The organism is Bacillus cereus group sp. BfR-BA-01524, from assembly GCF_022662595.1.
Taxonomy (GTDB): Bacteria; Bacillota; Bacilli; order Bacillales; family Bacillaceae_G; genus Bacillus_A; species Bacillus_A thuringiensis_S.
This window is the reverse complement of record NZ_JAKUDW010000027.1, coordinates 1-22,493: the sequence shown is the minus strand read 5'-3', so window position 1 is coordinate 22,493 and position 22,493 is coordinate 1. Positions and strand designations below refer to the sequence as shown.

Here is a 22,493-nt window from a genome sequence, read left to right as displayed (position 1 = left end):
TATTTATAAAGAAAAAACGTAGGAACTTCTCCTACGTTTTTTCTATTGCAAAATAGTCGATACCTCAAAATACCATTCTCCTAATAATTACAATTAACCATAATCTTCACAACGGAACAAAAGATTTTCTCACAACCTTATTTTCTACTGAATTTTTGACAATCTCTTGAACTGTGCGAAATGTCACATCTGTATTTTACAACCTCTCTTATAGTAAGGGTATGTAAGAGAGACGTATTAAAGGAGTGAACAGTATGAAGAAGAAACCTTCAGCACTAATGAGACGTTTAAAATATTTTTCACCAATAGATCGTTATAACGATAATCATACACAAGAAACATATGAAGATCGCGAATGGGAGAATGTGTACAGAAAGCGTTGGCAGCATGATAAAGTAATCCGTTCTACACATGGTGTGAACTGTACTGGTTCATGTAGCTGGAATATATATGTGAAAGATGGAATTGTAACTTGGGAAGGGCAGGAGCTTAACTATCCGACTACAGGTCCTGATATGCCAGATTTTGAACCACGAGGATGCCCGCGTGGAGCAAGTTTTTCTTGGTACATTTATAGTCCACTTCGTGTGAAATATCCGTATGTACGTGGTGTTCTTTGGAGTATGTGGCAAGAGGAACTACAAAATAACGAGTCACCACTAGATGCTTGGAAAAGTATTGTGGAAAACCCTGAAAAAGCACGTACGTATAAGCAGGCGCGTGGTAAAGGTGGATTTATTCGTGCGAATTGGGATGAAGTGTTACAACTCGTTTCAGCTTCTCTACTTTATACAGTAATTAAATACGGTCCAGACCGAAATGTTGGCTTTTCACCAATTCCAGCTATGTCGATGTTAAGTCATGCTGCTGGTAGTCGTTTTATGCAACTTATGGGTGGGCCGATGCTTAGTTTCTATGATTGGTACGCAGATTTACCACCAGCTTCTCCGCAAATTTGGGGCGATCAAACAGATGTACCAGAAAGTAGTGACTGGTATAACTCTGGTTACATTATGACATGGGGTTCAAATGTACCGATGACGAGAACACCAGATGCTCACTTTTTAGCAGAGGTTCGATATAAAGGAACGAAAGTCGTTTCTGTCAGTCCTGACTTCGCTGAATCTACAAAGTTTGCGGATGATTGGATTAGTGTGAAACAAGGTACAGATGGTGCACTTGCGATGGCAATGGGGCATGTGATCTTACAAGAGTTTTACGTAGATAATCAAGTGGAATATTTCACAAAGTATGCGAAGCAATATACTGATTTTCCTTTCTTTGTCACATTGAAACAAAAAGGAGATCAATTCGTTGCTGATCGTTTCTTAAACGCTGCTGATATTGGACGCGAAACGAAGTTAGGAGAATGGAAACCTGTTCTTTGGAATGAGAACACGAATGATTTTGCAACACCTCAAGGCACAATGGGCTCACGTTGGGATAACGAAAAGAAATGGAACTTGCGTTTAGAAGATGAAGAAACAGGTGAAAAGATTGATCCACGTCTTTCTTTACTTGGAATGGAAGAATCGATTGGAACGGTACAAATTCCGTACTTCTCTGATGATGGAAACAAAGTATTAGAACGTACAATTCCAGTGAAAAAGGTTATGACAGAAGAAGGCGAAGTGTTCGTTACAACTGTATACGACTTAACGTTAGCAAATTACGGCGTGAACCGAGGGCTTGGCGGACAAGAGCCGAAAGACTTCAATGATGATGTACCGTTTACACCTGCATGGCAAGAGAAAATGACAGGAGTGAAACGAGAACTAATTATTCAAATCGCTCGTGAGTTCGCACAAAATGCCGTTGATACAAATGGTCGCTCGATGATTATTGTTGGAGCTGGTATTAACCATTGGTTTAATTCTGATACGATTTATCGCGCAGTATTAAATCTTGTTCTTCTAGTTGGAGCACAAGGAGTAAACGGCGGGGGATGGGCGCATTATGTTGGTCAAGAAAAGTTACGACCTGCAGAAGGATGGCAAACAATCGCGATGGCAAAAGATTGGCAAGGGCCACCAAAATTACAAAATGGTACATCTTTCTTCTATTTCGTAACAGATCAATGGCGCTATGAAGATACACCTGTTGGACATTTAGCATCACCAATTGAAGGTAACTCACGTTATCAACATCACGGTGATTACAACGTATTAGCAGCACGACTCGGCTGGTTACCTTCTTATCCGACATTCGAGAAAAATGGAATTGAATTATATAAAGAAGCTGTTGCTGCTGGCGCAACAACGCAAGAAGAAATCGGAAAATATGTTGCACAAAAATTAAAAGAAAAAGAACTGAAATTTGCGATTGAAGATCCAGATAATAAAAACAACTTCCCGCGCAACTTATTCGTATGGCGTGCGAATTTAATTTCAAGTTCTGGTAAAGGGCATGAATATTTCTTAAAACATTTATTAGGTACAACAAACGGATTAATGAATGACGATAGTGATTCATTACGACCAGAAGAAATTAAGTGGCATGAAGAAGCACCAGAAGGGAAGCTTGATTTACTCATTAATTTAGATTTCCGTATGGCTGGAACAGCACTGTATTCTGATATCGTCTTACCTGCTTCAACTTGGTACGAAAAACATGATTTAAGTAGTACAGATATGCATCCATTTGTACATCCATTTAATCCAGCAATCGGTTCACCTTGGGAAGCACGCTCTGACTGGGATATTTTCACTTCACTTTCTAAAGCTGTTTCAGATTTAGCGAAGAAGATTGATCTTGAACCAATGAAAGAAGTTGTTGCAACACCACTTCTTCACGATACACCGCAAGAATTAGCGCAACCACTTGGCAAGATTAAAGATTGGAGCAAAGGTGAGTGTGAACCAATCCCGGGTAAAACGATGCCGCAAATTCATGTTGTTGAAAGGGATTATAAAACGATTTATGACAAAATGACAGCACTTGGACCAAATGCCGGAAAACAACCGATTGGTACGAAAGGGATCTCTTGGTCAGCAGAAAAAGAGTATGAGCAATTAAAGAGCAAATTAGGAGTTGTTCGAACGGATACTATTGCGAAAGGTTGCCCAGACATAAAAGAAGCAATCAATGCTGCTGAAGCGGTATTAACGCTTTCTTCTACAACAAACGGTCATATGGCAGTAAAAGCATGGGAAGCACTTGAAAAACAAACAGATCTAAAATTACGTGATTTAGCAGAAGAACGTGAAGAAGAATGCTTTACATTCGAACAAATTACAGCACAACCGAAAACAGTAATTACTTCTCCGGCCTTTACAGGTTCAGAAAAAGGTGGACGACGTTACTCACCGTTTACAACAAATGTGGAACGTCTTATTCCTTGGAGAACGATAACTGGTCGACAATCTTTCTACTTAGACCATGACATGATGAAAGAATTTGGTGAAACGATGGCAACATTTAAACCAATTCTGCAACATAAACCGTTCCGTAAGTCACGCCCTGAAGTAGAAGGGAAAGAGATTACACTAAACTATTTAACACCGCATAATAAGTGGTCGATTCATAGTATGTACTTCGATTCATTACCGATGTTAACGCTATTTAGAGGTGGTCCAACTGTTTGGATGAATAAAGATGATGCGAATGAAGCTGGCGTCGCAGATAATGATTGGATCGAGTGCTTTAACCGTAACGGTGTTGTTGTAGCACGTGCTGTCGTAACGCACCGTATACCGAGAGGAATGGCATTTATGCACCATGCACAAGATCGCCACATTAACGTGCCTGGTACGAAATTAACAAGCACCCGCGGGGGAACGCATAATAGTCCAACCCGTATTCATGTTAAACCAACACATATGATTGGTGGATATGGCCAATTAAGCTATGGATTTAACTACTATGGTCCGACTGGGAATCAGCGTGACTTAAATGTTGTCATCCGTAAACTGAAGGAGGTAGATTGGCTTGAAGATTAAAGCACAAGTCGGAATGGTAATGAACCTAGATAAATGCATCGGCTGCCATACTTGTAGCGTAACATGCAAAAACACCTGGACAAATCGTCCAGGTGCGGAATATATGTACTTTAATAACGTAGAAACGAAACCTGGAATTGGTTATCCGAAACAATGGGAAGATCAAGAGAAATATAAAGGCGGCTGGGAATTGAAAAATGGTGAAATTCAGCTGAAATCAGGTTCGAAAATGAAACGTCTTATGAACATTTTCCACAATCCAGATCAACCAACAATTGATGATTACTTTGAACCTTGGAATTATGATTATGAAACATTAACAAATAGCCCGCAGCGTAAGCATCAACCAGTTGCTCGTCCGAAATCAGCAATTACAGGCGAATTTATAGACAAAATTGAATGGGGTCCGAACTGGGAAGATGATTTAGCTGGTGGACATATAACAGGATTACAAGATCCGAACGTAAAGAAAATGGAAGAAGAAATTAAAACAGATTTTGAAAACGTCTTTATGATGTATTTACCACGCATATGTGAACATTGTATGAATCCGTCTTGCGTATCATCTTGTCCATCTGGTGCGATGTATAAACGTGAAGAAGACGGCATTGTTCTTGTAGATCAAAATGCATGTCGTGCTTGGAGGTTCTGCGTATCATCTTGTCCATATAAAAAAGTGTATTTTAACTGGCAAACGAATAAAGCTGAAAAATGTACAATGTGTTTCCCACGTATTGAGGCTGGTATGCCAACAATTTGTTCAGAAACATGTGTGGGACGTATCAGGTATATTGGGGTAATGCTATATAACGCTGACAAAGTAAAAGAAGCGGCTTCTGTTGAAGACGAAAAAGATTTATATGAATCTCAGCTTACTGTTTTCCTAGATCCAAATGATCCAGAAGTGGCAGCTGAAGCGAAAAAACAAGGCATTCCTGAAGAATGGATTAAAGCAGCACAACAGTCACCAATCTATAAAATGATTATCGATTGGAAAATTGCTCTGCCTCTTCATCCAGAGTACCGTACAATGCCGATGGTTTGGTATATTCCGCCGCTTAGCCCAATTATGAATATGGTGGAAGGGAAAGGCAGTAACTGGCAAGCAGAAGAGATTTTCCCTGCTATCGATAATATGCGTATTCCAATTCAATATTTAGCGAATCTACTCACTGCAGGGGATGAAGCGCATATTCGTCTTACATTGAAGAAAATGGCTGTTATGCGAACGCATATGAGAGCGCTACAAATTAATAAAGAGCCAAATGAAGCGGTATTAAAAGAACTTGGTTTAACGAAACAGGATGTAGAAGATATGTATCGTCTTCTTGCTATTGCGAAATATAAAGATCGCTTCGTCATTCCGGGCACTCACCGTGAACAAGTGGCAGATTTATATAGCGAACAAGGAAGCTGTGGTTTAGCATTCGCAGGTGGTCCAGGCTCTTGTATGACAATTTCTTAAATAAAGGGGGCAGAAAATGATGAAACAAAGTTTACAAACTGCTTTTTCTTGTTCTTCTTTTCTTCTCTCCTATCCTGAACTAGGGTGGAGAGAAGCTGTAACTGAATTGCAAGAAGAGATTGAAACGATAGAAAAAGAAGAAGTTAAAGCATTACTTACAGCCTTTATAAAGCAAGCGCTAGATAAAACGAATGATCAACTCATTGATAGTTACGTATATACATTCGATTTTGGTAAGAAAACAAATATGTATCTTACTTATATGAACACTGGTGAACAAAGAGAAAGAGGTATTGAATTATTAGAGTTAAAGCAGCATTATAAAAAATCTGGTTTTGAAGTAACGGATAAAGAACTACCTGATTATTTACCACTTTTTCTTGAGTTTTTTGCAAATGCAAATGAGCAAGACAGTGAACCGATTATGAATAAATACACGGAGAATATACAAGCATTACACGTTCAATTAAAAGAAGCAGGTAGTATGTATGAACCAATTCTTGCGGCTGTGCTACTCGCTATCGAAGCATGGGGTGTACAGACAAATTAGAAAGGAGGGTTGTTAAAATGATGGATCAATTTCTATGGGTATTGTTTCCCTATATCATTTTTGCAATCTTTATCGGTGGACATATTTTTAGATACAATTATGATCAATTTGGATGGACATCAAAATCTAGTGAACTATTAGAAAAGAAAATGCTTCGGGTCGGAAGTCTATTATTCCACTTTGGGATCATGTTCGTAATTGGCGGTCATGTTATGGGGATTTTAATTCCAGAAGCTGTATACCGTTCAATAGGTATTTCTGAGCATATATATCATGTAGTAGCAATTAGTTTTGGGCTTCCGGCAGGTGTTGCTTCTATTATCGGTTTAATTATATTAACGTACCGCCGCGTAACAGTAAAACGTATCATTGCAACGAGTACAAAGGGAGATTATATTGCGCTTATTTTATTACTTATCGTAATGCTAGCAGGACTTTCTTCAACATTTTTAAATATCGATTCAAAAGGATTTGATTATCGTACAACGATTGGTCCTTGGTTCCGAAGTCTCTTTATTTTCCAACCGAAAGTTGAATATATGATGGAAGTACCAGTTTGGTTTAAAATTCACATTCTTGCAGGGATGGGTCTATTCGCAGTATGGCCATTTACAAGACTTGTACATGTATTTAGTGCCCCAATTAAATATGTAAGCCGTAGTTATGTAATTTACAGAAGACGTATTCCTAATGAGTTGAAAAAATAATACTGCTGTAAACGGATAGGAGCTAATGGTTAAAACAAAACGAGGTCTAATATGGAAGGCCTCGTTTTTGTTTATATAGGGAATAACCGTTAATAAGTAGCTTAAATTGAAAAAAGATTAGCATCTAAATAAGATGCTAATCAATGCTGCAAACAGAAGCAGAGCAATCTTCACAGGCAATTTCACATTTTAAAAATTGTAAATCGTGGATCGTAATCTTTCCTTTATGAATCGAAATTGTACCTTGCTTTTTTAATTCATTTAACATTCGATTTACACTTTCACGTGAAGTTGCACAGAAATTAGCAAGTTCTTGATTCGTTAATGGTAAATCGATGAGAATCCCATTTTCTTTTAATACACCGTAACTATTTGTCATTCGTATAAGAGTAGAATACAGGGCACCTTTTTTGCCGTGTAATACTAAATCTCGGAACTTCGTTTGCATTCTTCTTAAATGTTCACTAATCCATTTCATAAATTCAAATACAAGTGCGGGTTTTTGGAGTAATGCTTTTTCTAAGGTTTCACGCTTTATAACTCCTACTTCAACATCTTCAAGGCATTTTGAATTTAATAAATACTTCGCATTGTCCGTGAATAATGTTAATTCTCCAATAATGTCGTATGCCGAACAAATACGGAGTGTTAATTCTTGCCCGTCAGCACTTAATTTACTAATTTGTACTTTTCCTGAGTGGATGATATAGAGCTCTGTTGCCTCCATACCCTCTTGAAAAATAAAACTACCTTTTTTAATTTGCATTTTATATTCAACAGATGCAAGTAATTCTTTTAAATCTTGAGATAATGTCATACTGTTTGCCACAGTGATCACCTTTCTTCTTATAAGCAATACATTTCCTATTTTGAGTGTAAGTATGATGAAAATGCAAGAGCTATTTTAAAAATAAATTGAAATCTCAATGACCGTAAAGGGAAGAGATTTTCAGTTTTTAGTTTGAAAAATGCAATAGACAAAGCGGATGAGAGTAAAGATGTGAACAAAATTCGAACGGATTTGTGAAGAATTTTTGAATGGGGAAAGTAATGTGAGAAAAGTCACATTGAATATGTAACTTCTTTTTTATAATGAAGGCAAATAAAAAACGAAAGCTTACTAAGGATTGCAGCAGAAAAGAAGGGATATAGATGCATGAGAACATGAAAGATTCTTTAGAACGGCCATTTCAAGATTTACGTATTTCAGTTATTGATCGTTGTAATTTTAGGTGTACATACTGTATGCCTGCTGAAGTGTTCGGACCTGATTACGCTTTTTTACAGGAAGAGCTTTTACTAACATTCGATGAAATAGAAAGATTAGCGAGATTATTTATAAGTATGGGAGTCAATAAAATTAGGCTTACTGGCGGTGAACCGTTATTGCGTAAAGACTTACCGACGTTAATTGTAAGACTTGCAAAGCTAGAAGGCTTAAAAGATATTGGACTCACAACAAATGGTATTCATTTAGCAAAACAAGCAAAGGCGTTAAAAGAAGCGGGATTAAAACGTGTAAATATTAGTTTAGATGCGATAGAGGATTATGTCTTCAAAAAAATTAATGGACGAAATGTAAGCACAAAACCTGTATTAAAAGGAATTGAAGAAGCAAAGAACGCAGGGTTAGAAGTAAAGGTAAATATGGTCGTAAAAAAAGGAATGAATGATAGTCAAATTCTTCATATGGCTCGTTACTTTAAAGAACAAGAAATTCAGCTCCGTTTTATAGAGTTTATGGATGTGGGCAGTACAAACGGCTGGAACTTTGAACAAGTCATTACGAAGGAACAATTAATAGAGAAGATTAATCGTGTATATCCGATTGAGCCTGTTAAACCTCGTTACTTTGGAGAAGTTGCGAAATTGTATCGATATGTAGGGAGTGATGCAGAAGTTGGATTTATTACTTCAGTATCTGAGTCATTTTGTTCTTCTTGTACGAGAGCTCGTATTTCGGCAGACGGCAAGTTTTTTACGTGCTTATTTGGAGAAAAAGGAACGGACTTACGAACGCTTCTTAGAGAAAATATTTCGGATGCATCACTACTAAAAATTCTCAAACATACATGGGAGTTTAGAACAGATCGATATTCAGATGAAAGAACTGCTGAAAGTACAAATAAACGTCCAAAAGTTGAAATGTCTTACATTGGTGGATAACGAAAGGAGGATTCCATATGAAGGAGCGTTATTCAAGGCAAGTATTGTTTTCTAGAATTGGTGAAATGGGACAAAGAAAAATAAGAGAAAAGCATGTGCTTCTAATCGGTGCGGGTGCACTAGGAGCTGCAAATGCAGAAGCGCTCGTTAGGATGGGAATTGGGAAATTGACAATTGCTGACCGTGACTACGTCGAATGTAGTAATTTACAACGGCAACAGTTATATACAGAAGAAGATGCACAGCAGTGCAAACCGAAAGCAATTGCAGCGGCAGAGCATTTAAGAAAGATTAATTCTGAAGTGGAAATTGTACCAGTTGTAACGGATGTCACACTGCAAGAAATAAAAGAGTTAACAAAAGAAGTGGATCTCATAATAGATGCGACTGACAATTTTGATACGCGCCTACTTATAAATGATATTTCACAAAAAGAAAATATACCTTGGATATACGGTGGATGTATTGGAAGTTACGGTGTAACGTATACAATTCTTCCAGGGAAAACACCATGTTTTCGCTGCTTAATGGATCATCCTATGGGCGGTGCAACATGCGATACAGCAGGAATTATTCAACCAGCTGTACAAATGGTCGTTGCACATCAAGTAACAGAGGCTATGAAAATATTGGTGGATGATTTCGAGGCGCTAAGAGGGACAATGTTATCATTTGATATTTGGAACAATCAGCATCTCTCATTAAAAGTAAATAGACAGAAGAAAAATACATGTCCATCTTGTGGAAATACACGCACGTATCCAAGTTTAACATTTGAAGCACAGATGAAAACGGAAGTGCTATGTGGACGGAATACGGTTCAAATCCGTCCAGGGATAAAACGTGTTCTTCATTTAGAGGAAGTTCAAAAACGATTACAAAAAAGTGTACATGTCCAAAAAACGCCTTACTTACTATCATTTCTAATTGATGAATATCGTTTCGTTTTATTTACAGACGGTAGGGCATTTATTCATGGAACAAATGATGTGAAAATAGCAAAACGATTATACGCAAAATATATAGGCTGACTAGAAAGTAAGTTTCACGTTCCAAAAACGAGGTGAAAAAAGAATGTTAGAAAAACGTACACCAATCTCAGTGGCAGAAGCAGTTGCACGAGTAATGGAATATGCTTACCAAGGTGAAATAGAAAAGGTTTCTCTTATAGAAAGCTACGGTAGAACGCTTGGAGAAGATGTTATTGCAGATCATGATGTCCCGCATTTTGATCGCTCTCCGTACGACGGGTTTGCGATTCGAGCAGAAGATACGAAAGAAGCCAGTAGCAGTAACCCGATTATGTTTGAAGTAATTGGTGAAATTGGAGCAGGTTTTGTTTTTACAGAAGAAGTGAAAGCATTTCAAGCTGTCCGTATTATGACAGGAGCCGCAATTCCAGCAGGGTGTAATGCGGTTGTTATGTTAGAGCTAACGGAAGCATTTGCAGAAAACGAAAAGACTTATATGGCATTAAAACGCTCTTTCGCTGCTGGTGATAACATTTCTTTTAAAGGAGAAGATGTAAAACAAAATAGCATCCTTGTGAAAAAAGGGACTGTTATTAATCCAGGAGTAGCAGCGCTTCTTGCTACGTTTGGTTATAGTACGGTATATGTTGTAAAACAGCCAGTCATTGGAATTGTAACGACAGGAAGTGAACTGCTCGAAGTACATGAACAATTAAAGCCAGGAAAGATTCGAAATAGTAACTCTTATATGGTAGCTGCTCAAATTGAACGAGCAGGCGGAATTGTACAGTATTATGGGCAATTCGCTGACGATTTTGAGACGTGTTATAACATTGTAAAAAAAGCGATAAAAGAAGTTGATATATTAATTACAACTGGTGGCGTTTCAGTAGGAGACTATGATTATTTACCGGCTATTTATGAGGAATTACAAGCAAATGTACTTTTCAACAAAATAGCGATGCGACCAGGAAGTGTGACAACTGTAGCTGAGCTAGAAGGAAAACTATTATTTGGTCTATCTGGTAATCCATCTGCTTGTTATGTCGGTTGTGAATTATATGTTCGACCAGTCATTGAAACATACTTGCATAAGAAAAATCCCCACTTATATCGTGTAGAAGCAATTTTACAGAAAGACTTTCCAAAAGCAAATCCGTTTACTCGTTTTGTAAGAGGGAGAGTGGAAATTGTAGATGGCCAATTGCAGGTTACACCAGTTGGTTTAGATAAATCTAGCGCAATTTCTTCACTTGCAGAAGCGAATGCATTTATCGTTTTGCCAGGGGGAACGAGAGGATTTGAAGCAGGAATAACTGTTTCGGTACTGTTATTAGAATTAAACGTCGGAAGTGAGTGGCCATGGAAAGAACCACTTCAATCATACAAATAATAGGAAAATAGGTTGCTAATTTATACAAAGATAAGAGGTGCAAGATGACACAAACGTATTATGAAGTAATTGATACACCTATTTCAATTGAAAGTGTTACTAGCAAAGTAATTCGGCGCGAGTGTGGTGCGGTTACTACTTTTATTGGTACTGTCAGAGAATTTACGAAAGGACGTCGCACGTTATATTTAGAGTATGTTGCTTATAAAACAATGGCGGAAAAACAACTTGAGAAGATTGGTACCGAGGTCGAGGAGAAGTGGCCTGGGACATATGTGGCAATTACACATCGCATTGGTACGTTACAAATTTCGGATCTTGCTGTTGTCGTCGCTGTTTCTACACCACACCGGAAAGCTGCATATGAGGCGAACGAATATATTATGGAGCGTATAAAGCAAATGGTGCCGATTTGGAAGAAAGAGTTTTGGGAAGATGGAGAGTCGTGGATAGGCGATCAGTTAGAGAAAACAGCATATAGTAATGGCGAGCCTGGAAAGGAGATGAGAATATGATTGAAGTACTATTATTTGCACATTTGCAAGAAGAAGTAAGTAAGCCAGCATTACACATAGATTGTGAAAATATTACGGTTGCGGAACTCAAGGAAGTCCTCAATAAGAAATACAACGTAGCAATTTCAAGTGAGATAATGGTCGCTATAAATGAAGAGTATGCAAATGAGGATGACATCATTCAAGTTGGCGATGTCGTAGCCATGATTCCGCCAGTAAGTGGTGGTTGATTCTTTTCAGCCTAATCATGTTAGGACGTGATTAGGCTGGAGAGAATGAATATAACTATGCATACATAGGAGGGAACAGGATGAAAAGTCCTAATTTTCAATTAAGTTTACAAACTTCTAATCTAGTTATCGGTTTTATGGTATGGGTCATTTTATCATCATTAATGCCTTATATTAAAGCGGATATTCCATTAACTGCGGGACAAATTTCTATAGTAACAGCAGTACCGGTTATTTTAGGTTCTGTTCTTCGCATTCCAATTGGTTATTGGACAAATCGTTTCGGAGCAAGAAAATTATTCTTTATTAGTTTTATTTTATTATTATTTCCTGTCTTTTATATTAGTGTTGCCAATTCTATGATGGATTTAATTATTGGTGGATTATTTGTCGGAATCGGTGGTGCTGTATTCTCTGTAGGGGTAACTTCTTTACCAAAATACTTTCCGAAAGAGAGTCACGGTTTTGTAAATGGTATTTACGGTGTAGGTAATGCCGGAACAGCAATTACTTCATTTTTAGCGCCTGTTATCGCAACTTCAGTTGGCTGGAGAGCGACAGTACAGTGTTATTTAGTTTTACTTGCAGCATTTGCACTTATGAACTTTTTATTAGGCGATCGTAAAGAGAAAAAGGTGAATACACCATTAATGGAACAAATAAAAGGTGTATATAAAAATGAAAAACTTTGGTTTTTATGTATCTTTTACTTTTTAACATTCGGATCATTTGTCGCATTTACCGTATACTTACCAAACTTTTTAGTATCTCACTTCGGATTAGAGAAAGTAGATGCAGGTATGCGGACAGCTGGATTCATCGTACTCGCAACAATTATGCGCCCAATTGGTGGTTGGCTCGGTGATAAGTTTAATCCATTTAAAATATTAATCTTCGTATTTATCGGTTTAACACTTTCAGGTATTATTTTATCATTTATGCCAAGTATGAACGTGTATACATTTGGTTGCCTACTAGTCGCATTTTGTGCAGGAATCGGAAATGGTACAATCTTCAAACTCGTTCCAATGTACTTCTCTGAACAAGCGGGTATTGTAAATGGACTCGTATCAGCTTTAGGTGGACTAGGAGGATTCTTCCCACCGCTAATTTTAACATTACTATTCCAATTAACAGGTCATTATGCAATTGGATTTATGGCGTTATCAGAAGTCGCACTTGCTTGTTTAATCATTACAGTATGGATGTATAGCCAAGAGAAACTGTTAGTGATGTTAAAGAATCATTAATAAGGAAAAAGAACTGTCCCAAAGTATTTTGGGATGGTTCTTTTTGTAATAGGCTTCAACATGTTTTTATTGCTATCTCAACAAACGCTCGTTTTCTAAAAGAATGTGCTTTTAAAATGAAAAACAGAAGGTTTATGGAATTTTATTTTAAAATATAGAAGTCAAAAGTTATTCAATTAAAGGGTAGATTAGTGAAGGAAATCTTAAATCTATTCTAAAGATCGAACTCATTTTTAGAATGCAAATATTTAATTGAATCGGGATGTTTAGATGAAAAAAAATATAAGTCCACTCAAGATAAACAAGTATCAGGTGTGTGAGGTGGTTTAAGCGACAAGTATGGAATTGATGTAAGTATTCTTCGCATAGTAACTGCAGTATCAGATTTTTTTAGGGCCAAATTTTTTGGTAAGGCTAACGGATATTGTGAAAAAAGTACTCTTAAACTAAAGAATACAGTTTAGTTCGATAAGATAAAGTTATGAATTTGTATAAATAATCCATAATTTTCTTTATGAGTTATATTTGATATGTTAAAGAAAAGAGAGGGGAGGGAAATGAAATAAGAATTTTTGATGAGCATTTTCATATTATTGATTTCAGTTTTCTAATTATTGAGAACTAAGGGTGTTTTCCGATGAATTAAATGTGTCCATATTTAGTAAAGCATTTAATCCAACTAAAATATATTTAGAATGAGGTTTTAAATGTTTGTATTTATTATATTAGACGTAATATTACCGATATTAATATTGATGCTAATTGGTGCAATCTTACAAAGAAAGTTCCAATTTAACTTAAAGCAGCTATCTACACTTATTACTTATTGCTTGATGCCAGCGGCTGTATTTGTGAATATATATGATATTCGTATAGAAACAGGTTTGTTGCTCCAGATAATATACTATTTAATGCTTTATAGTCTGAGTCTGATCATAGTAAGTCATTTCATTTCAAAAATATTAAAGTTAGAAAAAGGAGAAAGTGCAGCTCTAAAAAATAGCATTTCGTTAATGAATTCCGGTAATTATGGGTTACCAGTAAGTCAATTGATTTTCAGTCACAATCCAGTGGGGGTTTCCATTCAAATTTTTATTGTTATTTTCCAGAATCTTTTAACTTATTCGTATGGGATATATAACTTACTATCAGCAACAAAAACAATCGGAAGTATTATTCAATCATTTCTAAGACTGCCTGTATTTCATGCGCTCATATTAGGGCTTTTCTTTCAATCTTTTACAATTCAAATTCCTAATTCTATCTTTATTCCTCTTAATCAGCTTGCAAATGGTTTTGTTGCAATAGCACTCATATTGCTAGGGGCACAATTATCCAACATTAAACTTAATTTTTTCCATCGAGTCATAACATGGGCTTTAATTGGAAGGTTACTGATGGGACCATTATTAGCACTTGTCATGATATACCTACTAAACATCGATGGTATTGTTGCACAATCGTTATTTATTGCAAGTTCTTTTCCTACTTCAAGAAATACATCAACCATTGCTATGGAGTATCAAATAGAACCTGAATTACATGCGCAAATCGTTTTATTTTCAACACTTTTCAGCATTATTACAGTAACTGTCGTTATTTATTTGTCATATATTTTGTTTTGAATATACGTGCAAAAACGAATAGATTTGAGGCGGTAAATGATGGACGGAAATCCCATCGATATGAGAAGAAAACGGTTTTTGATATATTGGGTGTCGTTTACAATTGTACAATGTCTGATAATCAAGCGGCTTAATTCAAAAAAAGGAAACTCATTAGGGGTTATTTCGTATGCAAATCTTTAAAGTATTTACATATATACTTGCGAAAAAAGACACAATCTCGCTTGTCATGTAAAGTTACATGAGCTTAGGAGGATAGCAATGGGTGAAAGTGTCAAGTAAGAATTTTATCTTTATTGATTTTATGCGGTTTTTCCTCATAATTGTAATTAAGGGAGATGATTTTAATTTGAGTGAACAGAATATTAGCACAACGGTTTCGGGAGATTTGATTGTTACCCATCTAATTGGCCAGATTAAAACAGAGGATGTGTATGAATGGTTTAATGGTTTCGAGCAGGTTTGTCAGCAATTCATTTCCGAAGGACGGAAATACAAATTGTTGGTGGATAGAAAAGGATACACGCCAAATCATTTTTCTGTTCAAAAAGTATGGAAAGAGAAGTTCTTCAATGAAATCATTTTGAATCATAGTAAGGCAATTGCATTTCTTCTTGAAGAAGGAGAGATACTGAATTATTTACAGCAAGCTAATACGAAAGAATCTGTAAAATTTTTTGATGATTATGAACAAGCGTTAATTTGGTTGGATGAATATCAAATGTAAAAACTGAATTGAACCAGTTGCTCATAATATTGTATTTGTCATACAATTCATTAGTTTACAAGTTGCCAGCACCATTCATTTTCTTCGTAACTTGCTTGTGAAACTTTAAAAAACAATATCAAAACAAAAAGGACAAACGTTTCTAAAAAACGTTTGTTCAAAGTTAATTACTATTTTAGCTGAGTGATAGATTACAATTTGTGAATACGAGAAAGCTTTTTTATAAGTTTAGGAAGTATAGATGTTAATTCCTTTTTCATACGCTTCGTAAACGATGGATCCCTACCTGAAGTTGAAATAGTGACAACATATTCATCATTTCGAATGACACCAGGCGTGTGAAATGATGATTCTGTACCATCACTTACAACGTTAACCCATTGAAAATCATGGGCGGCCTGTTTGACCATCATATTTACAGTATGTTGATTTGTAGCTGCATAAATAAGGTGGGCATCTTTAATATCATCATTAGAAAAAGTTCTTTTCTTCCAAGTAATATAAGGAAGCTCCTTCATTTCCTCGCAAATTTCTGGGCTGACAACAGTGACAAAAGCGCCTGTATCCTTTAATCCAGACGCTTTTCGATATGCAATTTTACCTCCACCAATGATAACGACCACTTTATTTTGTAGATTAAACATAAGAGGGTACATGTTATACATATATGCATTCCTCCATTCGTTCTAATAATGTTAACTTCATGTATGTATCAAACTGAAGACAGTTACAAGTCGTAACGTGATCATATTTTTTTGCATGTAATTTAATTTTTTGAAGTAATAATCCGGTAAAGAGAAGGTACGGCATGACATATACGTGGGACGCCGTCGATGTTATAGCCTTGAGCTCAGCAGTAAAAGAGGGAGTTCCTTTCGTTAAAAAAGAACAGGATACTGGCATACCGAGTTTTCGCTCGATGGCTGCTCCGATTTGTTGTAATTCATGTATCGGTTGTGGATCACTGCTGCCTCGTCCTACGAGTAAAATACTACTATTTTGCATTGGCATAGCTTCACGTATTCTTTTCACTACAAGTTCCACCATATGTGGATGTGTACTAAAAGGAGGTACAACTGAAAATGTTATTTGTGGATATTTCTTTTGTAGTTGCTCTATTTCAAAAGGAATATCACGTTTATAGTGAGCTGCCGCAAATAATAAAACAGGTACAATCATTATTTCAGTTATTCCCTCTAGTATCGTTTCTGTAACTGCATCCGAAATAGTAGGTGTCGTTAGTTCTAGAAAAGCTATTTTTTGAATTCTTTCGTTTCGCTCTTTCATAACAGATTGAATAAATTGAATGAATTGTTCATTACCTTCTTGTAGCCGGCTCCCATGTCCAACATATACAATTCCTTTCATTGTCTCACCATGTCTTTCTTCATAAGAGTTTCTTGTAATTGATGATCTACGTTATGAAACCCAACTTTATTTGCATAGTGTAAAGTTGGAACGTCGGTATACGAGAATGGGAGAGTAAGAATATTGATAAAGCCAAGGCGTTTTATTTCTGCTAGAAACGTATCAATAGAAGCACGACCTTCAAATACAATGCTATCCCATGAGAATTCAGAAAGAATACGTGAATGAATTTCATCGAAGCGATGATCAATTGTGTACTCATGAGTCATCATATAGGAACCAGCACCAATTTTTTCTTGAATAACAGCAATTCGGTTAATGTTTCGTCCTAAATAAATCGTTGAATTCGAAGAAAATTGTGCAGGTTTACTTAACAATCCATATTGCATGAGCTTTTCTTGAATAGAAAGGTTCATATACTGAAGTTCTGCCTGTAAGGAACGAATATCTTTATGATATTTACTGCATGATTGCATTAAGATGTCTACACTCTCAGCGGAACAAAATACAAGACGATCAACGCTAAAAATCATATTGATTTGTTCAGAGGTTAATGTGTATTCTTTCTTTTTGAAAGTTGGAATTTGATATATTTCTGCACCGGACTCTTGTAACATTTGCTTTATTGCGCTTTTTTTATTTGTTGCAGATGCAAATAAAACTTTCTTGCCGTGCAATGGCTTGCGTTCTTTCCAAGAGATTTGATTACGTAAGGAAACAACCTCACCAACAATTGTCATAGAAGGATTAGAAATATTTTCGTTTTTGACAATAGAAACAATGGTAGACAGTGTCCCTGTGACAACGCGCTGTTTACCAGTTGTACCCCATTCAATGACTGCTACTGGCGTATCTTCTTTTGTTCCTGCTTGTAGTAAGTTTTCACAAATTGTAGGTAAGTTTTTTATACCCATGTAGTAGGCAATTGTGTCGCTATTGTAAGATGAATTATATTTTCCATGATCGCTTAAAGGACCTTTTGCATGTCCGGTTAATAAAGTGACACTATTACTGTAGTCACGGTGGGTGAGGGGAATACCTGCATAGCTACTAGCGGCGATGCTAGATGTAATACCTGGTACAATTTCATATGGAATATTTGCTGATGCTAAAGTTTCTGCTTCTTCACCAACACGGCCAAAAATAGATGGATCTCCGCCTTTTAAGCGGACTACGATTTTTCCTTCTTTCGCAAATTGAAGGAGGTGTGAGTTAATCATTTCTTGACGCATAGTATGATTCTTTGGCATTTTTCCGCAATAAATAAGTTCACATGTTTCTTTTGTATAATTAAGAAAGGAAGGGTTTAATAAGCGGTCATATAAGACGATATCTGCACGATTTAAGCACTCTATCGCTTTTTTTGTAATAAGCCCTTCATCACCTGGTCCTGCACCAACTAAATATACATATCCGTTCATATTCGCACCTCGTCTATTTTTATTTAAAAGGAAGCCAGGGGAGGCTTCCTTTTGTAAATTACATGTATATATAAATATCTCCGTCAATAACTTCTACTTCATACGTTTGAATACAACCGTCATCAGGTTTTTGAACTTCACCTGTTAGTAGTGAAATTTTCCAATCATGTAGTGGACAAAAGACGAATTCTCCAGATACAATACCTTCCGCTAATGGCCCGTTTTTATGAGGACAACGATTTTCTACAGCTCGAATATCGCCATTTGAAAGGCGGAATAGGGCGAAAGACATACCTTTCATTTGCACCTCTTTACCGATTTGAATAGGAAGGTCTTCTGCACGCATAACTTTTATTTTTTCTTTCGTTTGTATCATATAGGTCACAGCTCCTTATTTCACAGTTTCTACTTCATACATCGCTTTTAATGATTTCGTTTCTAGTGCTTGTCCCCATGCTTCTTTATATGTGCCACGAGCTTTTTGGAAACGTTCATTTAACGTAGTAACCATATTTGCATCTTGCAGTATTTCTTTTATGCGATTGAAGCCTAAACGTTCTGTCCAGTAGGCAGTACGCTCTCCGTAAATACCAGTTTCACGATAATATTGCATGTAAGCTGTAGCGATGCGAAGGACATCATCTTCAGTAGGGACAATCATTACAAAATCAGCTTCACGTACTTCTGTACCACCATTTCCGCCAATATAAAGTTGATATCCATTTTCGACACAAACAACGCCAAAATCTTTTGTCAGTACTTCCGCACAGTTACGCGGACAACCAGTTACACCCATTTTCATTTTATGAGGTGTATCTACCATTTCTAATGATTGTTCAAGCAACATACCAAGTCCTAATGAATCTTTCGTACCGAAACGGCAAAAACGAGAGCCAACACATGATTTTACATTACGAAGAGATTTTGAATACGCATATCCAGAAGTCATATTTAAGTCAGCCCATACGTTAGGTAAATCTTGTTTCTTGACACCGTATAAGCCAATTCGGCTTGCACCGGTAATTTTCACAAGTGGAACATCATACTTCTTCGCAACTTCAGCAATTTTCATTAAATCATCTGCTGTTGTAACGCCTCCGTACATACGTGGAATAACAGAGAATGTACCATCGTGTTGGATGTTACCATTCATTCTTTCATTAACGAAACGGGACGATTTATCATCTTCATATTCTTCTGGAATCGCCATACGTAAATAGTAGTTTAAAGCAGGGCGGCATTTCGAACAGCCGTCTTCATGTGCAAAACCAAGAACATTTCGTACTTCTTTTGGAGATTTTAAGCCTTTCTCGTGAATGGCCGCTACGACTTCATCACGGGATAAAGGTGTACATCCACACATACCGGCAGATTGCGCTGAGGCATCAAAAGCATCTCCAAGTGTATGAGATAAAACTTGTTCCACAAGCGGACGACATTTGCCACAAGACCCTGCGGCTTTCGTACAGCCTTTAACTTCTTCAAAAGTCGTTAACTCTTGTTCTAAAATGGCGTGAACGATTGTACCTTTCGTAACACCATTACATCCACAAATCGTGTCATCCGCACTCATTGTAGCAACGTCAAGTTCACTCTCTTCACCAGCTTTGTGAAGAATGGAAACTGGTGTATATTCTTGTATATCTTCTTCTTTCTTTAACATGCTAAAGAGACGTGTACCGTCAGCTGTGTCACCATATAAAACGATACCGACGACTTTATTATCACGAATTAATACTTTTTTATAGGAACGTTTACATTCATCAAAGATGGATATTGCTTTCGTTTGATCATCTTCATAAATTTGACCAGCAGAGAATAAATCACAACCAGCAACTTTTAATTGCGTACCGACGATACTGCCCGAATATCCATCAGTTTGTAAATTCGTTATATGTTTTGCTAATATCGCACCTTGTTCATAAAGAGGAGCAACAAGTCCATATGCGATACCGTCATGTTCCGCACATTCTCCAACTGCATAAATGGACTCATCATTTGTTAGCATATAGTCATTGACTACAATACCGCGATTTACAATTAAACCAGCATCTTTTGCTATTTGCGTATTTGGGCGTATTCCGACAGCCATTACGATTAAATCACAATCTACAACTTCACCATCTTCAAATTGAATGCCCTCAACATGGTCTGTACCAAGAATCTTTACAGTTTTCTTTTCCGTTAGAAACTTCATGCCTTGCGCTTCTAAATCTTCGCGTAATAGAGAAGCTGCTTTCGTATCTAGTTGCTGCTCCATTAAGTTTGGCATTAAATGAACAACATGTACGTCCATCCCTAAGTCAATAAGACCTCTTGCGGCTTCTAAACCAAGTAACCCACCACCAATAACAACGGCCTTTTTCTTTTCTTTAGCGGTGTCTATCATAAATTGTGTATCTTCAATTGTTCGAAATCCTGTTACACCAGGAAGAGTAGAACCTTCAACAGGTAAAATAAAAGCACTAGAACCTGTTGCGATAATAAGTTTGTCATATGTAAGAGTACGATTTTTTTCTGTGACAATGACTTTTTCTTCTCGGTCAATACTTTGAACTCTTTCGTTTGTATATAAAGTTATCTCATTCTCTTCGTACCAACTATATTCATTCATAATGATATCTTGCATATTTGTTTTGCCTTGTAAAACGTGAGAGAGCATAATGCGATTGTAGTTTGGATGCGGTTCATCTCCAAAAATAGTAATCTCATATGAATCACTATTATGTTTTAATATTTCTTCCATACAGCGTATTCCAGCCATACCATTTCCGATCATAACTAAACGTTTTTTCATTTTCGTTTCCCCTTTTTCTGTGAAATGTTGAACAAAGGATTATATTTTTATTATAGAAAATCAAAAAAGGGGGAGATGTGATATTTATCACATCTTTATAATAATTCACAAATTGTTTAAATTCGGATGTATGTGAAGGGGGAAGTGAAAAGAATATTTGGATATATGGGTAGAGAAATTAGGGGGAGTGTAATTATTTTTCATAAATGCAAAAGCAGGACATGAATATTTTTACTCATGTCCTGCGCTATATTTATGCTCGTGTAATTGCACGAGGAAATAAAATATTATTCTCTAAATGAATATGCTCAAATAAATCAGACTCGAGCACTTCAAGGCGTTGATAAACAAGTCGATAAGTGCCGCACGCTCCTTCTGGAGGAGTAAAGTCATTAGTCACTTTACGAAGTTCTTTTATAATATTTCCGGCATGATTGTGCTCACTTTCTAGTTCATCTACTACTTTACGTAACTTTGCATAGTTTTCATCAGTTGGATTTCGTTCGAATTCTAAAATTAATGGGAAATCTTCCGTTTCTTCCTTAATTAAATGCTGCTCTAATTCCATTTTCAGTTCATGAAATAGCGTATGAATTTGAGCTAAATGAGGCTGACTTGCCCCATGAACGCGTAATACTTTCGTTACATAAGGGCTTAACTGTGGTAATTCTTCATTTAAATAGCGATGATGCTTATTTATAACATAATCAATCAACTCACGATAAGAAGCATTTTTCCAATCAATTTCAGATTCGTTTAATCGTTTCGTATTATTATAAAGCGTATTTAACTCTGTAAGTACTTCTGTTGCTGATAAATTTCTTTCATGAATTGCATCAATAAGTGGTTTATTGCCACCACAACAAAAGTCTATTCTATATGATTTAAAAAGATCACTAGCTTTCGGGAATTGTGTAACGATCTCACCGACAATAGAAGTTTCAGTAAATGCATGTTTCATATGAACGCCTCCATAAAGTTTGAATGTAATAACTAAATTAAGAATAGCGATAAATTAAAATCTATGTAGTGATTGAAATCACTTATTCTGTGTCGTTTTTGAGAATAATAAGAAGAATGTTATTAAAATAAGGGGGAAAGTAATAAGTGGTAATATTTTGCGTTAATAAAAAAGAAGCTTAGTAGAAGCTTCTTTTTTATTGCTATTTTTCACATGCAATTCCATCGCCATCACGATCAAGATGAGAGCTATAACCTGGTTGCCCTTTATGTAAAGGGGCTTTCCCAGCTGCTCTAACTGCAGCACAATTTTTGTAGTATGCACTACTAGTATTTCCTGAAGCGGGTTGTGTTTGAGTTTGCTGTACTTTTTGCTCTTCTTGTTGTTTACGAGCCTGTTCGTCAGCCTG

The 22,493-nt window shown here is 36.5% G+C and carries 20 protein-coding genes and 1 pseudogene; 13 read left to right on the top strand and 8 right to left on the bottom strand.

Features of this window, described 5'->3' with window-relative positions; all coding sequences use genetic code 11:
- Positions 1-254 precede the first annotated feature (254 nt).
- Genes MR170_RS12010 through narI form a run of 4 tightly spaced genes read left to right on the top strand, consistent with a single transcriptional unit; the run spans position 255 to position 6,660 of the window.
- Complete coding sequence (locus MR170_RS12010) at positions 255-3,938, top strand: nitrate reductase subunit alpha (RefSeq protein ID WP_029442169.1); 3,684 nt, start codon at positions 255-257, stop codon at positions 3,936-3,938.
- Positions 3,928-5,403, top strand: a complete 1,476-nt coding sequence (gene narH / locus MR170_RS12005; RefSeq protein ID WP_050843386.1) for a nitrate reductase subunit beta — start codon at positions 3,928-3,930, stop codon at positions 5,401-5,403. Before MR170_RS12010 ends, narH begins: the two co-directional genes overlap by 11 nt.
- Before the next feature lie 19 nt (positions 5,404-5,422).
- Complete coding sequence (gene narJ, locus MR170_RS12000) at positions 5,423-5,953, top strand: nitrate reductase molybdenum cofactor assembly chaperone (RefSeq protein WP_016081883.1); 531 nt, start codon at positions 5,423-5,425, stop codon at positions 5,951-5,953.
- A 17-nt stretch (positions 5,954-5,970) separates the two neighbouring features.
- Positions 5,971-6,660, top strand: a complete 690-nt coding sequence (gene narI, locus MR170_RS11995) for a respiratory nitrate reductase subunit gamma (RefSeq protein WP_016081882.1) — start codon at positions 5,971-5,973, stop codon at positions 6,658-6,660.
- A 136-nt stretch (positions 6,661-6,796) separates the two neighbouring features.
- On the opposite strand, the gene MR170_RS11990 is transcribed toward narI, so the two are convergent.
- A complete protein-coding gene (locus tag MR170_RS11990; RefSeq protein WP_000013863.1) occupies positions 6,797-7,489 on the bottom strand; it encodes a Crp/Fnr family transcriptional regulator in 693 nt (230 codons plus the stop codon).
- Positions 7,490-7,812: 323 nt separating this feature from the next.
- Here MR170_RS11990 and moaA point away from each other — a divergent pair, with 323 nt between their 5' ends.
- The 9 genes and pseudogenes from moaA to MR170_RS11945 all read left to right on the top strand — a co-directional run bounded on the left by moaA (position 7,813) and on the right by MR170_RS11945 (position 15,537).
- The gene (gene moaA, locus MR170_RS11985) at positions 7,813-8,826 is read left to right on the top strand and encodes a GTP 3',8-cyclase MoaA (protein ID WP_242308322.1); all 1,014 of its coding nucleotides are present in this window, start codon (positions 7,813-7,815) and stop codon (positions 8,824-8,826) included.
- Positions 8,827-8,843: 17 nt separating this feature from the next.
- A complete protein-coding gene (locus tag MR170_RS11980) occupies positions 8,844-9,857 on the top strand; it encodes a molybdopterin-synthase adenylyltransferase MoeB (protein ID WP_050843390.1) in 1,014 nt (337 codons plus the stop codon).
- 43 nt (positions 9,858-9,900) lie between these two features.
- Positions 9,901-11,190 carry a molybdopterin molybdotransferase MoeA gene (locus MR170_RS11975; protein WP_043938456.1) on the top strand — a complete coding sequence of 430 codons (1,290 nt, stop codon included), beginning with the start codon at positions 9,901-9,903 and terminating at the stop codon, positions 11,188-11,190.
- 44 nt (positions 11,191-11,234) lie between these two features.
- Positions 11,235-11,705, top strand: a complete 471-nt coding sequence (locus MR170_RS11970) for a molybdenum cofactor biosynthesis protein MoaE (RefSeq protein WP_029442175.1) — start codon at positions 11,235-11,237, stop codon at positions 11,703-11,705.
- The gene (moaD, locus tag MR170_RS11965) at positions 11,702-11,935 is read left to right on the top strand and encodes a molybdopterin converting factor subunit 1 (protein WP_016081877.1); all 234 of its coding nucleotides are present in this window, start codon (positions 11,702-11,704) and stop codon (positions 11,933-11,935) included. The genes MR170_RS11970 and moaD overlap by 4 nt, the downstream gene beginning before the upstream one ends.
- An 80-nt stretch (positions 11,936-12,015) precedes the next feature.
- Positions 12,016-13,185 carry a nitrate transporter NarK gene (narK, locus tag MR170_RS11960; protein WP_000841859.1) on the top strand — a complete coding sequence of 390 codons (1,170 nt, stop codon included), beginning with the start codon at positions 12,016-12,018 and terminating at the stop codon, positions 13,183-13,185.
- A 251-nt stretch (positions 13,186-13,436) separates the two neighbouring features.
- Positions 13,437-13,589 (top strand): annotated as a pseudogene (locus MR170_RS11955) (PspC domain-containing protein); the annotation flags it as partial.
- A gap of 303 nt (positions 13,590-13,892) precedes the next feature.
- Positions 13,893-14,810: an AEC family transporter gene (locus MR170_RS11950; RefSeq protein WP_098139136.1), complete on the top strand. Its 918-nt coding sequence runs from the start codon at positions 13,893-13,895 to the stop codon at positions 14,808-14,810.
- Positions 14,811-15,114: 304 nt separating this feature from the next.
- Positions 15,115-15,537: an STAS/SEC14 domain-containing protein gene (locus MR170_RS11945; RefSeq protein WP_242308341.1), complete on the top strand. Its 423-nt coding sequence runs from the start codon at positions 15,115-15,117 to the stop codon at positions 15,535-15,537.
- 191 nt (positions 15,538-15,728) lie between these two features.
- On the opposite strand, the gene MR170_RS11940 is transcribed toward MR170_RS11945, so the two are convergent.
- The 7 genes from MR170_RS11940 to MR170_RS11910 all read right to left on the bottom strand — a co-directional run.
- The gene (locus tag MR170_RS11940) at positions 15,729-16,202 is read right to left on the bottom strand and encodes a precorrin-2 dehydrogenase (RefSeq protein ID WP_242308321.1); all 474 of its coding nucleotides are present in this window, start codon (positions 16,200-16,202) and stop codon (positions 15,729-15,731) included.
- Positions 16,195-16,905 (bottom strand): sirohydrochlorin chelatase, encoded by a 711-nt coding sequence (locus MR170_RS11935; protein WP_098139140.1) that lies wholly within the window; start codon positions 16,903-16,905, stop codon positions 16,195-16,197. The genes MR170_RS11940 and MR170_RS11935 overlap by 8 nt, the downstream gene beginning before the upstream one ends.
- Positions 16,902-18,326 (bottom strand): uroporphyrin-III C-methyltransferase, encoded by a 1,425-nt coding sequence (locus MR170_RS11930; RefSeq protein ID WP_242308320.1) that lies wholly within the window; start codon positions 18,324-18,326, stop codon positions 16,902-16,904. Before MR170_RS11930 ends, MR170_RS11935 begins: the two co-directional genes overlap by 4 nt.
- 58 nt (positions 18,327-18,384) lie before the next feature.
- The gene (nirD, locus tag MR170_RS11925) at positions 18,385-18,702 is read right to left on the bottom strand and encodes a nitrite reductase small subunit NirD (RefSeq protein ID WP_000616683.1); all 318 of its coding nucleotides are present in this window, start codon (positions 18,700-18,702) and stop codon (positions 18,385-18,387) included.
- A gap of 15 nt (positions 18,703-18,717) precedes the next feature.
- Positions 18,718-21,123 (bottom strand): NADPH-nitrite reductase large subunit, encoded by a 2,406-nt coding sequence (gene nirB / locus MR170_RS11920; protein WP_242308319.1) that lies wholly within the window; start codon positions 21,121-21,123, stop codon positions 18,718-18,720.
- 253 nt (positions 21,124-21,376) lie between these two features.
- Positions 21,377-22,084 carry an iron-sulfur cluster repair di-iron protein gene (gene ric / locus MR170_RS11915; RefSeq protein ID WP_098139145.1) on the bottom strand — a complete coding sequence of 236 codons (708 nt, stop codon included), beginning with the start codon at positions 22,082-22,084 and terminating at the stop codon, positions 21,377-21,379.
- A 202-nt stretch (positions 22,085-22,286) separates the two neighbouring features.
- A partial coding sequence (locus MR170_RS11910) for an excalibur calcium-binding domain-containing protein (RefSeq protein WP_242308318.1) occupies positions 22,287-22,493 on the bottom strand: 207 nt, incomplete at its 5' end.

Bases quoted from the DNA above. Each gene is read 5' to 3' on its own strand.
- MR170_RS12010 (WP_029442169.1), top strand. From the start codon at position 255: ATGAAGAAGAAACCTTCAGCACTAATGAGACGTTTAAAATATTTTTCA.
- narJ (WP_016081883.1), top strand. From the start codon at position 5,423: ATGAAACAAAGTTTACAAACTGCTTTTTCTTGTTCTTCTTTTCTTCTC.
- narI (WP_016081882.1), top strand. From the start codon at position 5,971: ATGATGGATCAATTTCTATGGGTATTGTTTCCCTATATCATTTTTGCA.
- moaA (WP_242308322.1), top strand. From the start codon at position 7,813: ATGCATGAGAACATGAAAGATTCTTTAGAACGGCCATTTCAAGATTTA.
- MR170_RS11980 (WP_050843390.1), top strand. From the start codon at position 8,844: ATGAAGGAGCGTTATTCAAGGCAAGTATTGTTTTCTAGAATTGGTGAA.
- MR170_RS11975 (WP_043938456.1), top strand. From the start codon at position 9,901: ATGTTAGAAAAACGTACACCAATCTCAGTGGCAGAAGCAGTTGCACGA.
- MR170_RS11970 (WP_029442175.1), top strand. From the start codon at position 11,235: ATGACACAAACGTATTATGAAGTAATTGATACACCTATTTCAATTGAA.
- moaD (WP_016081877.1), top strand. From the start codon at position 11,702: ATGATTGAAGTACTATTATTTGCACATTTGCAAGAAGAAGTAAGTAAG.
- narK (WP_000841859.1), top strand. From the start codon at position 12,016: ATGAAAAGTCCTAATTTTCAATTAAGTTTACAAACTTCTAATCTAGTT.
- MR170_RS11950 (WP_098139136.1), top strand. From the start codon at position 13,893: ATGTTTGTATTTATTATATTAGACGTAATATTACCGATATTAATATTG.
- MR170_RS11945 (WP_242308341.1), top strand. From the start codon at position 15,115: ATGCGGTTTTTCCTCATAATTGTAATTAAGGGAGATGATTTTAATTTG.
- MR170_RS11940 (WP_242308321.1), bottom strand. From the start codon at position 16,202: ATGTATAACATGTACCCTCTTATGTTTAATCTACAAAATAAAGTGGTC.
- MR170_RS11935 (WP_098139140.1), bottom strand. From the start codon at position 16,905: ATGAAAGGAATTGTATATGTTGGACATGGGAGCCGGCTACAAGAAGGT.
- MR170_RS11930 (WP_242308320.1), bottom strand. From the start codon at position 18,326: ATGAACGGATATGTATATTTAGTTGGTGCAGGACCAGGTGATGAAGGG.
- nirD (WP_000616683.1), bottom strand. From the start codon at position 18,702: ATGATACAAACGAAAGAAAAAATAAAAGTTATGCGTGCAGAAGACCTT.
- nirB (WP_242308319.1), bottom strand. From the start codon at position 21,123: ATGAAAAAACGTTTAGTTATGATCGGAAATGGTATGGCTGGAATACGC.
- ric (WP_098139145.1), bottom strand. From the start codon at position 22,084: ATGAAACATGCATTTACTGAAACTTCTATTGTCGGTGAGATCGTTACA.